This is a genomic window from Treponema sp. OMZ 840 (assembly GCF_050937815.1).
Classification (GTDB): Bacteria; Spirochaetota; Spirochaetia; order Treponematales; family Treponemataceae; genus Treponema_C.
Window position 1 is genome coordinate 45105 of the sequence record NZ_JACDIJ010000002.1, and the last position, 14715, is coordinate 59819.

Genomic DNA, 14715 nt, shown 5'->3' on the forward strand with positions numbered 1-14715 from the left:
AACAGGTATAAATATGTTTTTTTTTATTATAGCCGTATTGCGTAAAAAAGTAAAGGCGGGTTATAATATCTTGCTATGGCTGCGTGGGATTATTCCGATTTTTGGAAAGAAGCCGTTATACAAATACGGGAAGAATTAAGCATAAATAAACGGTCTCAGGAATTCGACATGTGGTTTTCTCCGGTCGAATACGTAAATTCAAAAGAATCGGTTATAATAGTTTCCTGCCCGTCAAAATTTTTACAGGATAACTTTATTTCAAGAGGATATGCCTCCTTAGTTCAAAAAAAATTACATGAATTATCGGCAAAATCGCTTTCGCTTGAATTCATTATAAAAGCACCGGTTTTTTCTTCCGAAAAAGAAAAAAAACCGAAAGAAGTATCCGCTCAACGCCAAAAAAATCAAAATGAAAGCAATGACGGTCAAAAAATCAAAAAGCATCCCGATTTAAGAGAAGACTATACTTTTGATACCTTTGTTATGGGAGAAAACAATTCTTTTGCATATAATGCAGCCGTCGTTATTTCAAAAAATCCGGGACGCGCATATAATCCCGTTTTAATTTACGGCGGCGTCGGTTTGGGAAAAACCCACTTAATTCAAGCTATAGGAAACGCAATGCATAATGCAGGCGCTTCAAAAGTTATTTATATTACGGCGGAAAATTTTACAAACGAATTCATTCAATCTTTAAACGATAAAACTACACAAAAATTTAAAAATAAATACCGTTCCGCCGATGTTTTGCTTATAGACGATATTCACTTTTTACAAAATAAAGAAGGTACGCAAGAAGAACTTTTTTATACCTTCGACACTTTGTATAATTCTTACAGACAAATTGTTTTTACCTGCGACCGTCCCATATCGGAACTTAAAAATCTTACGGAACGTTTACGTTCTCGCTTTGAACGGGGTTTAAACGTCGACTTGCAGCCTCCTAAATACGAAACACGCCGTGCAATTTTGGAAAAAAAACTTGAGCATATACGCACGGTTATGAGCGAAAAAGTTATTTCTCTTATACCGAACGAGGTAATAGATTTAATTGCAAAAAATGTAGAAACAAATGTCCGCGATTTGGAATCCTGTCTTACAAAGATTATCGCTTATGCGGAATTGGTTCAAAGCGAAATAACCTTGGAAATAGCACAACAGCAGCTTCGCGACAAATTTTCCGCAGCACAACCGGGCAATATAGGTATAGATATTATACAACGTGTTGTCGCCGACGATTTTAATATTTCTCTTTCGGATATAAAAGGAAAAAAACGCACAAAAAACGTTACCCTTCCCAGACAAATAGCTATGTATATAGCTCAAGAAATAACCGAATTTTCCACTACGGAATTGGGAATAGAATTCGGCGGACGCGATCATACAACCGTTATGTACTCTTGTCAAAAAATACGCGACGCTATTTTAACCGATTCGAAACTCGATTCAAAAATTCAATATCTTATAAAAAATGTAAAAGATTATAAAAAATAAGATACACAAGTTGTGGAAAATATGCTATTATATTGTTAATAAACGGGGATAAAACCGTAAAACGGTTAATATGTGGATAATTTTGTAAAGAAAAAGGCATTTTATTAAACGCCTAAATTCTTATAAAAGAAATAAATAAAATAAATATCCACTTTTACACAGGCCCTATTACTATTATTGCTATTATATATTAATATAATGGTAAACGGAGGATATATGAAATTCACATTCGACAGAGATGCGGTTCTTAAAGAAATAGGCATTGCACAAGAAATCATCTCTACAAAAAACGCCCTTTCCATACTTTCAAACGTTTTATTTATAGCCGAACATAATTCTTTAACCATAAAGGCAACGGATATAAAAGTTAATTTCGAAACGAAAATTCCCGTTGAAGTGGAAGAAGAAGGAACAACTACCGTTTTTTGTGACAAATTCATAAGCATTTTAAATACCTTGCCTTCCGGCGATGTGGAATTTTCACAAAAAGACATAAACGTCGTTATTAAGCCGATAACAAAAAAAGTGCGTTTTCAGCTTAAAAGTATGGCAAGCGATAAATTTCCCGAATTTTCCTCCGAGCAAAATATCCCATGGTTTGAAGTTCCGGCTGCCGAATTTAAAAATATGATTACTCAAACGATTTTTGCCGTTTCGGATGATGAAACACGTTATTTTATGAACGGTGTATATTTTGAAAAAAAAGAGGAAAACCTTATTATGGTTGCAACGGACGGACGCCGCCTTGCTTATGTGTCAAAACCTCTTTGTGCAGGTGTTGCCGATTTTGAAAGCGCAATCGTACCTCCCAAGGTATTAAATATTATACTCAAACGTCTTTCATCCGAAGGAAATCTTTTTGTAGCCATTGTAAATAAAATGATTTATTTTAAATTCGGCAATTACAGTTTTTCTTCGGTTTTAATTGACGGTCAGTTTCCCAATTATCAGCGTGTTATTCCCGAAACGCAGGAAAAACATTTTCAAATACACCGCAGAGATTTGCTTGACGCTCTTAAACGTGTGGGACTTTTGGTTGAACAAAAATCGCGCCGTGTATATTTCGATTTGAATGAAGGAATGTTAACTATAACCGCACAGGAATCGGAAATAGGAACGGCAAAAGAAGAACTTCCCTGCCGTTATGCCGGAGAACAAATCACAATTGCGCTTAATTATCTGTATGTAGAAGAACCTATGAAGGTAATAGATACCGAATACATAACATTTGAATTTACCGAATACATGAAAGCCATTACAATGAAGCCGGAACCGGCACAGGATTTTTTCCACATTATTATGCCTATGCAAATGGAGTAATCGGGTGCCTTTTTTATCGGTTTCTCCGATTAATTTTCGTAACTTAAAAAACAATCATATAGACTGCTCGGCGCCTGAAGTTTTTTTTGTCGGAGAAAACGGACAAGGAAAAACGAATATTTTAGAAACCTTGTATATAATTTCTTACGGATCTTCTTTTCGTACAAAGAGCGACAATGAAATTATAAAAGAAGGTGAAAATTTTTATTCTATACGCGGATTTTACCGTGATGAAAGCGGAAAAGCCGACACCGTAAGTATTCAATATGAGCAAAATAAAAAAAAGATACTTAAAAACGCCAAAGTTTTAACGGATAGAAAAGATTTAATACAAACAATTCCCTGTGTTCTTTTTTGTCATGATGATTTATCTTTTGCCGTCGGAGAACCGGAACGGCGGCGCTTTTTTATAGATCAATCTTTGTCGATGTACGATATTTTGTATGTCGATATTTTAAGAAAATATAAAAGAGTTTTAAAAAGCCGCAATGCGATTTTACGTGACGAAAAAGCAGCGGGAAATGCCGGTATGCGTGCCGATATGCTTGATGTTTTCGATACCGAACTTGCCGCACACGGACGTGAAATGGTACAAAAAAGACGCAGCGTCATACATAATTTTAATCGTGTTTTTACTCCCTTGTATGAAGATGTAACCGGTATAAAAAACGTTTCGCTTGCGTATGATTCGGCATGGAAAGAAAAAAAGCAGGAAGAAATACTTTGTTTTTTAAGAGAAAAACGGGAACGCGATATAATTATGAAAACGACCTTAAGCGGGCCGCATAGGGACAGTATCTATTTTACACGCTATTCCGAACCCTTTGTTCCTACCGCATCTACAGGACAAAGACGTCTTGCGGCAATTTTACTGCGCGTTTGTCAAGCCGTTTTATATACGCAAATATGCGCAAAAAAACCCGTTTTGCTTATGGATGACGTGCTTTTGGAATTGGATCCTGCAAAACGTGAAAAAATAACGGCTTTACTTCCCGCTTATGATCAGCTTTTTTGTACCTTTTTACCGGAAGAACCCTACAGCCGTTATATGAAAAGCGGAACCAAGGTGTATGAAGTCCGCGAAGGGCAAGTGTATGAGCAATGAAGATTTTTCGGTGCAAAGCGCATCCGATTTGTTAAATACGTTTTTTACCGATGTATTCTCTTGTGCTGCGGGAGAAAAGGGCGGCTTGGAACGCAGCTGGAATACCGTTTTACAAAAAATACCGAACGACGGGGAAAAACTTGCCGCGCACAGCCGTATCATAGACCTGAAAAACGATATACTTTTTTTGGAAACGGACCATTCAGGATGGATTCAGCTGTTCGGCTTATATAAAAAACGCATACTTGCAGCCCTCAAAAAAGAATTTCCCGAGCTTACCGTAAACGGTTTTTCTTTTAGTTTAAAAAAAACGGAAAAAAAGACGGGCGGCACATTGCGTAATATTACGGTTGACGAAAAAGAACGCTGGATGGAAGAACGGGGACTTTAAAAAAAGCTGTGCTGAAAAAACATGCCGACGTTAAAGGTTTTCGATAAAATCGTTTTTGAGGAGAATGGAAAATGATAAAAAAAAGAAGGGTAATTTTATCGGTGTTGTTTGTTTTTTTTGTATCATTTTTTGCTGCAGCGGACAACACGGAAGTATCGGAAAAAAGCCGGGAAGGATTTTTTTATGTACCCAATACGGGAGAAATGAATTTTTTTATTCAATCTTGGTCTTTTTTAAAAAAGTGGGAAGAAGAACAAGTTTCCGTTTCCGATACACAATTTGCGAATATGTATTTTAATCGAATCGGAAAGGATTTTTTTGCGAGTATATTATATGAGAATTTTTTTAGAACGACGGAAAACGAATCCATCAAAAAACAACTGAAAGCCTATATAGAAAACGAAAAACTTGAAACGGCGTATGCAAAAACGGTTTTAAAAAAACTGAATTCGAGTGCAAAAGTTTTCGAACAGGATGAAAAAAAACGCATTCAATATTCATATGAAGACAAAGAGTTCGATGAAAACATAAATCTTTTCGATTTTGTGGAAGTACACCCCTTTGAAGACGAGTTCGGAATGCTTTTGTTTAAAAACGATTGGGGCGTGCTGACTTATACTCCGGAAGGGGCGGAGAAAAACGAAAAAAGGAAAGACCTTTTTTTGATGTACGGCGGAGGAACCAATTCTCTTTCGATTAGGATAAAAGAAGATGAAAATGTTTTAAATGAAGAAGATTTGGAAAAAATCTTTATGAATGATTTTTTTGAAAAAAAATATCCGAATGCGTGGACCTTTATGGAAATAAACAAAGAAGGCATATTGGAAAATTGCGGAGCGGATCATTATTTTGTAGGCTGGGGAAGAGGCCCCGATATAATTCCGGAAATAGACTCCGGCACCTTCAATGCCTTTTTATTCAACAAAACGACACAAAAGGTATTTTCAGTCAGTTTTTTTATGAATTTTTCACAAATAAATATGAATTACGAAATCAGAGAACGATTATTCGATTATCTGAGATTTTTTACTCTATTTTGTTTTTGCGATTGACAAAGCAGCGGTTTTTATGCGATTCGATGCGAGGACTTGACCAAGCGCTTAAAAATATGGTATTCTAACAAACCGTTATAAAATCCGGGAGCTTTGTTTTTGCAAAGTTCTTGACATATAAGGAGAAGTGTTCTATGAAACGGACATATCAACCCAGCAAAGTTAAAAGAAACCGAAAATTCGGTTTTCGTGCCCGCATGAAAACCCGCGGCGGCCGCATGATTCTTAAAAGACGCAGAGCAAAGGGCCGCTATAAACTTTCCGTTTCCGATGAAAAAAAGCCGTATTAATTATTAATTCCGCATAATGGAAAAAATACCGTATAAAACCGGAAGTTTTTGCCGCGAGGAGCGAATAAAAAAAAACAACGATATTCAAAAGCTGTTTAAAAAAGGCAAAAGAGTAAGCACGGACGGTGCAAAACTGTTTTTTTTGTTTACGGGAAAAAATATAAACAGAATTGCCTTTGCGCTTCCCAGAGGATACGGAAACGCCGTTCAGCGAAATCGCTGCAAAAGACTGAGCCGAGAAGTATACCGCTTGTTAAAAACAAATATGCACAGCGGCTATGATATGGTTTTATTGGTGTATCCGGGTCAAAATTCTTTTAAAAACAGATATGCGAAAGTAAAAGAATTATGCGGAAAAGCCGGATTGTTTATGACGGCTTAAGGAACGGACCGATGTTTTTTAAAAAACTGTGTCAAAATTTTTTTATCGGCTTAATACGATTTTACCAAATATGCCTGTCGCCTCTTTTTCCTCCGTCATGCAGGTTTTATCCGACATGTTCAAACTATGCCCTTGGCGTAATTCGAAAATACGGAGCGGTTAAAGGTTTATTTTTGGCTGTCAAACGAATATTAAGATGTAATCCTTATTGCAAGGGCGGTTACGACCCCGTTCCCTAGCAGTTCTTTAAAACTTTTTATCGGGAGAAAAAATGGATAAAAATACTATATGGGCTATAGTGCTTTCTTCTCTTGTTTTGTTTGCTTCGTTTTTTATTCAAAACAAGTATTTTGCAAAAGAGCAGCCGGTCGAAAATGCCGGATCGGTACAAGCGCAAACGGAACAATTGCAAAATACGGCAGGTTCCGGGCTGTCGGCTTTACAAAGCACCGTTCCGCTTTTAAATGTTCCGGAACAAAGCGACGACACGCTTGAAGAACAAGAATATGTCGTCGAAACCGAAAAAATAAAAGCTGTGTTTACCAACCGCGGCGGGGACCTTGTAAGCTATGAATTAAAAGGACATTTGGATAAAGGAACGCCCGTTCAAATGGCAAAAAACATAAGTCTTTCAAACCGTGCTTTTTCGCTTTCGCTCGGCGGAGCTTCAAACGCAATTATAAATGATTTGTTTAATGTAAAAATTATTGACGATAAAACGATAGGATTTTATAAAAAATTCAGTATTTCAAATACTTCGGGCGGGCAAGATTCGTTTATCTTGGTCAAACAGTACAGCTTTGACGAAAAAGAATATCTTTTTAAGCTGGATATTACAATCGACGGCGAAAAAGACATGAACGGGCTGGCCTTCGGAGATGCCGCCTATACTTTGCGCTCGTCTCCGCAAATCGGACCCTACTATAATCCTAAAGCGGATCGCTATGAACGCCGTACCTTTATGTTTTTTACAAAAGAAAAAATAAAAAAACTTAATTTATCGGACGGAAATGTAAAAACCTACGATAAGCCGTTCAGCTGGGCCGGCGTTGCCGGAAAATATTTTGTACAGCAAATTGTTCCGCTTTCTTCGTCTACAATTCAATCGGCGGAATATTCGACTAAAAATAAAATAGATAATTTTCAGGATGCACAGCTTTTGCTTGTCCGTTCTCCCGTCAGCGGTTCTTTTGTACAGGATTCGTACTACGTGTATATGGGACCGAAGGTGGAAAAAAACTTAAAATCATATAATAATGCGGCGGAAAACAACTGGAAGCTTTCGGGCTTAAAACTTGACGAAAGCTTGGGTTCCGGATGGCTGGGATGGTTGGAAACCTTTTTGAAATTCTTAATGGAATTTTTCTATAAGCTGATACCGAACTGGGGTGTTTCCATCATCTTAATGACGATTCTTTTAAAACTGGTAATGTATCCGTTGACAAAAAAAAGTTCGGTAGCAACGTTGAAAATGCAGGAACTTCAACCGCGTATTCAGGAAATTCAAACCAAGTATAAAAACAATCCGGAAAAAATGAATGCGGAAATGGGCAAATTTTACAAAGAAGCCGGATACAATCCGCTTTCCGGCTGTTTACCCTTGTTGATTCAGTTTCCGCTGATTTTTGCGATGTTCAATTTGTTTAACAACTATTTTGAATTCCGCGGCGCAATGTTTATTCCCGGCTGGATTCCCGATTTATCGGTGGGCGACAGCGTATACGTATTCCCTGCAGGTCTTCCCCTTATAGGAGAACTTCCGCTGAGGCTTTTGCCGATAATTTATGTTGCTTCCCAGCTTTTGTTTACAAAAATAACACAATCCGCTTCGGCAAACGTTTCCGGCAACAATTCCATGAAATACATGATGTACGGAATGCCGTTATTTTTCTTCTTTATGTTTTACAGCGCTCCCGCCGGTCTTTTATTGTATTGGACAATAAGTAACTTTTTACAGCTTATTCAACAATTGGTAATCAATAAAATGATGCATGCAAAACGGGTGGAAATGGGCTTAGCGGAAGCAGATGCGCCGAAAAAAGCGCCTGTAACGAAAAAGAAAAAATAAGAGTGAATTTTATTTTATTAAGCATTTTATTAAGCGAGGTGCGCTATGATATACGAATATGAGGCAAAGACCGAAAAAGAGGCTATCGAAACGGCGGCTGCAGAACTCGGCTTGGAACAAGACCAGTTTGATGTGGAAATTATTGAAACCCAAAAAAACGGCTTATTTAAAAAAGGCTATGTGAAAATCCGGGTGCATACCGATGCGCAGCCCTTTGAAAAAGGGGCGGAAAAATCTTTGTCTGCGCGAGAAAGCTTGTTTGCCGACCCGCTGCCTAAGGACGAATTTGAAACAAAGCTCATTGATTTTATTTGTTCCGTTGTGCGGAAGATGGGATACGAGGCTTCTGCTGAAGTTATGTTTCGGGAAGAACGTAAAATAAGCATAAGGCTTTCTTCGCCGAATTCTTCTATTTTAATCGGGCGTAAGGGTAAAAATCTCGATGCTTTGCAATTATTGGCGAACGTGTATGCGGGTCATTTGGGTAACGGCGATGTAAAAATCGTTCTCGATACGGAAAACTACCGCATACGGCGCGAAGAATCTTTGGTGCGGTTGGCTTATACCACTGCCGATAAGGTGCGCACAAGCCGCTCGTCCGTTTTGCTTGAACCGATGAATCCTTTTGAGCGCCGCCTTATTCATACGACTTTAAATGAAATCGGCGATGTTGAAACCAAAAGCGAAGGCGACGGTTTATATAAGCAAGTGAGGGTGCTGTATAAAGGTGTACGTTAATCATTTTTGCAAGGCAGGGCTGCGGTACGTCGCTTTGCCGGCTTGCCTGCCTGAAGGGTTTTATGCAGCCCTTCGTTCTGTCCGAACTGCCGTCTTTTGCGGTGCCTTTGTTTGTCTTTGCCTGATGCTCGGCGCTCAGACTGCCGACGCTCAAAGCAGTGAAGAGGATTCTCGTGTCGTGTTCCCCGCCTTAAAAACACAAGATGCGGATAATTCAGCAACTGCGCCGGTGTATGAGCTGAAAGAGCTTTTTCCCGAATCGGTTGCGGAAGAACTTTTAAAAACGGGACGGATTCAGCGTTCGTTTTACGGAGAGTCGAACGTAAAACTTGAGCTGTGCCCGGCCACCGATTTATGCCGTTCGGCCGCTTCCGCATGGGACAAACAAAACGAACCGGTTTTTATCGTCGAATCCCTGTATCTGCTTAAAAAGGCACAGGGTACGGGGCAGGCTGCCGGGGAAATCGGTAAAATATCTTCGATACTGCGCAATTTATCCACCATGCAGGGTATTCAATACTATTCCAATTCGCGCAAGAGGTGGGAAACCCTTTATACGGAAGTGTATACGGTAAACAATCCCGACGAGCGCGCAAGGATTCCCGACCCGGCAGATAAAAAAGCCGACGGTCTTGTGTCTTACGTCTACCAAAAAGACCGTTCTTTAAGCGGCTGTGTGTATAAATTTCAGTACTTTGAACAGGCGGCGCAAACGTCTTTCCGTGCGGAAAACACCGAAAAAATCGTATACAAGGGTTTTAATATAGTAAAGCCCGAAGCTATGCTTTTATGCTTGAATGCGGTAGAAACCGAAGAACACATTGTTTTTTATATTACGGTCCGCGCCGACGCGGCAAAGATTCCCCTGGTTTCCGAGCGGCTTGCAAAGTCTTACGGTTCCAGAGCGGACGCCATCTATAATTGGTGCGTATCGAAATATTCGGAGGAGTAATATGAACAAAAAATATACGGCGGCCGTGCTTGTCTTTGCGGCCCTGATATGCGGAGGCTATGCACAAATGACAAAATCGATAAAATCGCTTGAAGGAAAAGAAGGCGTTTTTGCCCTTATGGAAACGAGCAGGGGGAACATCGTTCTGGAACTGCATTATAAACAGACGCCCTTAACCGTTACGAATTTCGTAGGCTTGGCCGAAGGAAAGCTTAAGGCCGCAAAGGGAAAACCCTTTTACGACGGGTTGAAATTTCACCGCGTTATAAGCAAGGCAAACGGCGATGACCAGGACTTTATGGTTCAGGGCGGCGACCCTCAGGGAACCGGACGCGGAGGCCCCGGCTATACCTTCCCCGATGAAATCGTTCCCTCGTTAAAGCACAGTGCGCCCGGCGTTCTTTCCATGGCAAATGCGGGGCCGGGGACAAACGGCAGTCAGTTTTTTATTACCCACGTTCCCACCCCCTGGCTCGACGGCAAACACACGGTGTTCGGCAAGGTGATTGAAGGACAGGACGTCGTAAACAAAACCCTCCAAGGCGATGTTATCAAAAAACTGACGATTATCCGCCTCGGAAAAGACGCCGAAGCGTTCAGCGCAACGCAGGAAGATTTTGACCGCTTAAAAAAAGAAGCCGGCGAAAAGATTTTTAAAGAAATCGAAGCCAAATTCCCCGGTGCCAAAAAAGACGCAAACGGTATTTTTTACGTTATTCAAAAAGAAGGAAGCGGCTCCAAGGCGGGCAAAAACCGTCAAGTGGAAACCCACTATACCGGCTCCTTTATGGACGGCAGGGTATTCGATTCTTCCAAGGGCAGGGGCCCGCTCGCCTTTACCACCGGCATCGGTCAAATGATTCCGGGTTTCGACATTATGGCGCAGGATATGAAATTAAAAGAAAAGCGCACGATGATTTTACCGCCGGAAACCGCATACGGCGCAAACGGCATCCCCGGCGTTATTCCGGGCAACAGCTGGCTTGTCTTTGAAGTTGAACTGGTAAAAATAAAATAGAAAAGGACGCACGGCTCCCTTGCGGGAGTTCGTGCTTACCGGATTTTTCGGGCCGCTTTTAAGGCTTTGTAGTTTGCTTTTCCCAATAACCAAATTTCTCATTTTCCCATGGCTCTTTATAAGCAAAGAATCCAATTAAACGATTAAAAATATTCAGATTGGCATGATATCCTTTATTAAGCTCCGGGCAAAGTACAAAATAATCTTTTTTACAAGTTATATAAATATCATAACCTAACTTAAAAACCTCGTTTTTAGATGCAAATGATTTATTTTTTATAAATTTCGCTGTTATTTCTAATAACTCAGATTTCTTTTTAAAAATATACTGTTTATTTTTTTCTGCAAATAGCAAGACCTGCTCAGTTTTAATTCCGCCGTCAACATCACAAACATCTAAAAAAGCATCTCCATCTTGCCAGCTTTGCAAGTAAAAAAAATATTTAGAATTTTCTTTCAAATTAAGCTCTAAAGATTTTACAAAACTGTCATTAGTTAAATTTTCAAGTCTTTTCATTTTTGACTTTTAAATAATGAGTTTCCAAAAGTTAATCCTTTTACAACAAAAATAGCCGCAGCCCCGAATAATTTCTATTGGCGTTTTACCTCGTCCGCCGTAACCCAGCCTTTTTTTTGTTTGTTTTGAATATAGAGCCATTCCGCTTCCGAATCATCGTTTTCCGGATCGGAACATACAAGTTTAAGCGTTGCAGTTGCCGAAGAACCTTCTTTCAGCGTGTGTAAAACGCGCGCACTTTTGCGTCTGCACGGAACACTTTTTAAATCGATATCCGCTTCTATCAAAACGGGTTCGTTTATTTTTTCGGGCGAAAGCGTTTGCATAAACGTTTCTTCTTTGATGATGATTTCCGTCAGATTTTGCAAATCGGCAATGTCCAAACTGTAAGAGCTGTCCATCTCGATCGCGTTTTGAAACAATTCCGCACGGATTGTGTCGTTTCGGGATTCCGATGCGGCCAAGGCAAGGTACATTGCGCTGATGTTTTCTTCGTTCATTTCTACCGCGTCCCGTTTAACAAACTTTTCTTTGATTGTCCATGTCGTATAAAATTCGGAACTGTAAGCCGCTATTTTGAAAAATTTGCCGCCGGGGTCTTTAGCAAAGTCGTTATAGACGGCTACGGGAAGATATTGCGGGAGAATTTCATCGGATGCAGCCGTTAAAGACGCGGATTTGTACAAAACCGCATCCTTCGTCATAATGAATCCCGGTGTAGTGCGGGGTTCATAGCTGTAATCCTGTATCCAGTACCGGTTCCCGTTCAGTTCAACATAAAAAAAAGTACGTTTTTGACCGTCCGTCCGTTGTGCTTCTTTTTTTTCGCCCAAATAATAGGGCAAATCGCCTAAAGCGGCTTCGGCGGCCCATTTCATTTTACCTTCATCGTTTTCGATATATAGGCCGGTTTTGGTTACATAAACCACTCCCTGTATTCCCGCAGCGGTTTCTTTTTCGGATACCGCAGCCGCGGAAGCAGCTGAGTCAACTTCTTTTTTTGTGCAGGAACAAAAAATAACTGCGGCGGCAACCGCCGAAACAAAGATTTTTTTTAATACGTTCATAGTACGTACCGTCCTCCTTAACGAACAGCAAGTGATAAACGGGAACCCTTTTTAAGGAAAATCCCGGCGGGTCGGCTCCAAGCATTCGATGTGATTTTCAGGACCGGTTTCAGTATACTTGTTATTCGTGATAATATCAAGGCGGATTGAAAGCTTAAGGGGCGGCACACGCACTATGCCTCCGAACGTACCGGAAAAAAAGGCTCTCATAAACCGGCTTTAGCAAAAACGCCTTCTGGGGAACGGTTTTTCTTTTTCGCTGATGAAAATTTAATCGGTTTTGCCCACTGTCGCCGCCCTTGTCCGCTTCCCCTTCGTTATCTGAAGCTATGCTACGATACTTATTCCTATAACTCTTATCTGCCCTATCTTTCCTGTGTAATTGTGCATCCTTTACCAATTCCGCAGCCTTTCTTCTGTCCAATTGGGTTTCCATGTTATCTTATCTTCGCTTTTTTCCCATTCACCGGCAGGAAACATAATAGCGGAAATTGCCGTGTCCTGCCATTTATCGCCTTCGTATACGCTTTTAATTGTAATACGTACCCGCTTAACAGGTTCTGCAAACACTATTGTCCTAAAATATACGAAGTCTTCAAAGCGTACCGTTTGGCTTATCTTTTTTCCGTCAGCCGTTGTTCCTTCAACCAATGCCGTTTGCATTCGGCTGTTCATTTTATATAAATGCGGGCGGGTTCCGTCTACAAAACCGTTTAATATATACATCGTGTTTTGGGGGCTGCCAAGTTCGAGTTCTATCCATTCTCCGATTCCGTTTCCAGCAGCGTTTTCCACCCAGGGGAAACAAGTAATATTAACTTCTGTACCGCCAAACATAATCTCAATAAGATAGTTTTCTATGTTGACACCGGAATACTTAAATACAATTCCGTCTGTCTGTTCTGTAAGAAACGAACTTTGTGTAACATTTTCAACTATCCAAGAAAAAGGAATTGATTCAGGTGGAAAATTTCTGTTCCCTGAAAATACCAAATCATATATACTGTCCCAGATTTTTCTTTTTTCTTTCCAGTAGGGAACTTTTCCGGTAAAAAGATGGAGGCCATGTTCGTTACCTAAAAGTGCAAAATATTCATTTCCCAATATGATTTGATATATCTGTTCATTGTAAGAAAATCTTAAGAATCCTGATTTCTCCAAAATAAAATCCTGAATACTCACATGTTGCGGTTTGTCCAAATAAACATAAGGGTACTGCGTATAATCAAATTTCCTTGTATCAAAAATTAATAATTTGTTATTTTGCCTCTGACATATATATCCATAATTTTCATAGGAATTTCCAAGTTCTAAACCTTCTGTATCAATAAAATTTAATTGTAATTCTTTATACCAGTCGAACGAAAACAACAAGATTGGGGCTAAGAATATAACATAAATAAATATATAAATCCTCTTCATTTCATCTCCCTACTCTATATTCATTAAAATATCATACGGATACGATATTTCCCATTTATTTGTTATATAATTTTGTATATACTTTATGGTTTCACAATCATTTACAAAACAACCGGCAGAAACCTTACCGTCGGGAGAAGTAGCGAGTCCGTTTAAGCTTCCCCTTCGTTACTTATGGGCGGCGCGTAGCATTCAGTTTCAATTTCTCACGCGTCTATATAATGCTTGTTATATTACATCTGAATAATAGGACAATTATTGAGCCGCGCCCAGCGTATAACATTGTTGAGCCGTGCCTGATATCCTCTGCCGCCCTGTTTAAGCCAGGCAAGATTGTCATTGTCGATTTTTGTATGAATATCCGTCTTGGGCACTTTTAGAGATTTGAAATAATAAGATACAACCGGAGTGTCCAGATGCTCCGGAATGTCCGAGTAATCGATCTCGCTGTCGGGCATTTTATCCAGATATTCAAGTTCCTTTTTTTGTTCGTCTGTCAGGGGCGGAAAATCGATTGTTTTATAAGAATGCTGCTGCGTTTTTTTCATAATCTTTAATCTCCCGTTGATTTGATTTTCGTGCGGAAAAGATTCTTTTCCGTTCTCCCCGCTCGGTTATCGATACTGTAAGTGTCCGAAATGTTCCCGATTGCAAATCTTTTCCGGTACACTTCCATCTTTCTTCTTCAAGTGTCGAGTTCACGTTATCATACTGCTTTATCAAATAAGGATCATTAAAAACCCTCACGGCAAGCTCGAAAGAAATATGGTGTTTCTTTTTGTTTATCTCATTTTTTTCCGTGTCCCATACGAAAGTTTTCAAATAAACAAAATCGGTATTCCGTTCCACAATATTATTGTACATTAGCTGTGTACATAAGTCAAGTTTTATATTTTTGT

The 14715-nt window shown here is 39.7% G+C and carries 17 protein-coding genes; 12 read left to right on the forward strand and 5 right to left on the reverse strand.

Going from position 1 to position 14715, the window contains the following annotated elements; all coding sequences use genetic code 11:
- The first annotated feature begins 75 nt into the window (after positions 1–75).
- From dnaA to H0R92_RS03730, 12 genes are all read left to right on the forward strand, one after another.
- Positions 76–1494: a chromosomal replication initiator protein DnaA gene (gene dnaA / locus H0R92_RS03675; protein WP_432961290.1), complete on the forward strand. Its 1419-nt coding sequence runs from the start codon at positions 76–78 to the stop codon at positions 1492–1494.
- Positions 1495–1710: 216 nt separating this feature from the next.
- Positions 1711–2814, forward strand: a complete 1104-nt coding sequence (dnaN, locus tag H0R92_RS03680; RefSeq protein ID WP_432961292.1) for a DNA polymerase III subunit beta — start codon at positions 1711–1713, stop codon at positions 2812–2814.
- A gap of 4 nt (positions 2815–2818) precedes the next feature.
- On the forward strand, positions 2819–3919 hold the full coding sequence (recF, locus tag H0R92_RS03685; RefSeq protein ID WP_432961296.1) for a DNA replication/repair protein RecF: 1101 nt from the start codon (positions 2819–2821) through the stop codon (positions 3917–3919).
- Positions 3909–4310: a DUF721 domain-containing protein gene (locus tag H0R92_RS03690; RefSeq protein WP_432961298.1), complete on the forward strand. Its 402-nt coding sequence runs from the start codon at positions 3909–3911 to the stop codon at positions 4308–4310. The genes recF and H0R92_RS03690 overlap by 11 nt, the downstream gene beginning before the upstream one ends.
- A 71-nt stretch (positions 4311–4381) precedes the next feature.
- On the forward strand, positions 4382–5362 hold the full coding sequence (locus tag H0R92_RS03695) for a hypothetical protein (protein ID WP_432961300.1): 981 nt from the start codon (positions 4382–4384) through the stop codon (positions 5360–5362).
- 134 nt (positions 5363–5496) lie between these two features.
- Complete coding sequence (rpmH, locus tag H0R92_RS03700) at positions 5497–5652, forward strand: 50S ribosomal protein L34 (protein ID WP_432961303.1); 156 nt, start codon at positions 5497–5499, stop codon at positions 5650–5652.
- 16 nt (positions 5653–5668) lie between these two features.
- Positions 5669–6034, forward strand: coding sequence for a ribonuclease P protein component (gene rnpA, locus H0R92_RS03705; RefSeq protein WP_432961306.1), 366 nt, complete (start codon positions 5669–5671; stop codon positions 6032–6034).
- 11 nt (positions 6035–6045) lie between these two features.
- A complete protein-coding gene (gene yidD / locus H0R92_RS03710) occupies positions 6046–6273 on the forward strand; it encodes a membrane protein insertion efficiency factor YidD (RefSeq protein ID WP_432961308.1) in 228 nt (75 codons plus the stop codon).
- Between the two features lie 32 nt (positions 6274–6305).
- Positions 6306–8102: a membrane protein insertase YidC gene (gene yidC, locus H0R92_RS03715; protein WP_432961310.1), complete on the forward strand. Its 1797-nt coding sequence runs from the start codon at positions 6306–6308 to the stop codon at positions 8100–8102.
- Between the two features lie 45 nt (positions 8103–8147).
- Entirely contained in the window at positions 8148–8840 is a 693-nt protein-coding gene (gene jag, locus H0R92_RS03720; RefSeq protein WP_432961312.1) for an RNA-binding cell elongation regulator Jag/EloR, read from the forward strand.
- Positions 8841–8964: 124 nt separating this feature from the next.
- Positions 8965–9792, forward strand: a complete 828-nt coding sequence (locus tag H0R92_RS03725; RefSeq protein ID WP_432961314.1) for a DUF6675 family protein — start codon at positions 8965–8967, stop codon at positions 9790–9792.
- Position 9793: 1 nt separating this feature from the next.
- Complete coding sequence (locus H0R92_RS03730) at positions 9794–10810, forward strand: peptidylprolyl isomerase (protein WP_432961316.1); 1017 nt, start codon at positions 9794–9796, stop codon at positions 10808–10810.
- A gap of 58 nt (positions 10811–10868) precedes the next feature.
- Here the strand turns inward: H0R92_RS03730 and H0R92_RS03735 are convergent, their stop codons facing one another.
- The 5 genes from H0R92_RS03735 to H0R92_RS03755 all read right to left on the reverse strand — a co-directional run bounded on the left by H0R92_RS03735 (position 10869) and on the right by H0R92_RS03755 (position 14680).
- The gene (locus H0R92_RS03735) at positions 10869–11327 is read right to left on the reverse strand and encodes a hypothetical protein (protein WP_432961319.1); all 459 of its coding nucleotides are present in this window, start codon (positions 11325–11327) and stop codon (positions 10869–10871) included.
- A gap of 74 nt (positions 11328–11401) precedes the next feature.
- Positions 11402–12394 carry a hypothetical protein gene (locus tag H0R92_RS03740; RefSeq protein WP_432961321.1) on the reverse strand — a complete coding sequence of 331 codons (993 nt, stop codon included), beginning with the start codon at positions 12392–12394 and terminating at the stop codon, positions 11402–11404.
- A 393-nt stretch (positions 12395–12787) separates the two neighbouring features.
- Positions 12788–13816 (reverse strand): NADase-type glycan-binding domain-containing protein, encoded by a 1029-nt coding sequence (locus tag H0R92_RS03745; protein ID WP_432961324.1) that lies wholly within the window; start codon positions 13814–13816, stop codon positions 12788–12790.
- A 233-nt stretch (positions 13817–14049) separates the two neighbouring features.
- On the reverse strand, positions 14050–14364 hold the full coding sequence (locus H0R92_RS03750; protein ID WP_432961326.1) for a BrnA antitoxin family protein: 315 nt from the start codon (positions 14362–14364) through the stop codon (positions 14050–14052).
- A complete protein-coding gene (locus H0R92_RS03755; protein ID WP_432961329.1) occupies positions 14336–14680 on the reverse strand; it encodes a BrnT family toxin in 345 nt (114 codons plus the stop codon). The genes H0R92_RS03750 and H0R92_RS03755 overlap by 29 nt, the downstream gene beginning before the upstream one ends.
- Positions 14681–14715 lie beyond the last annotated feature (35 nt).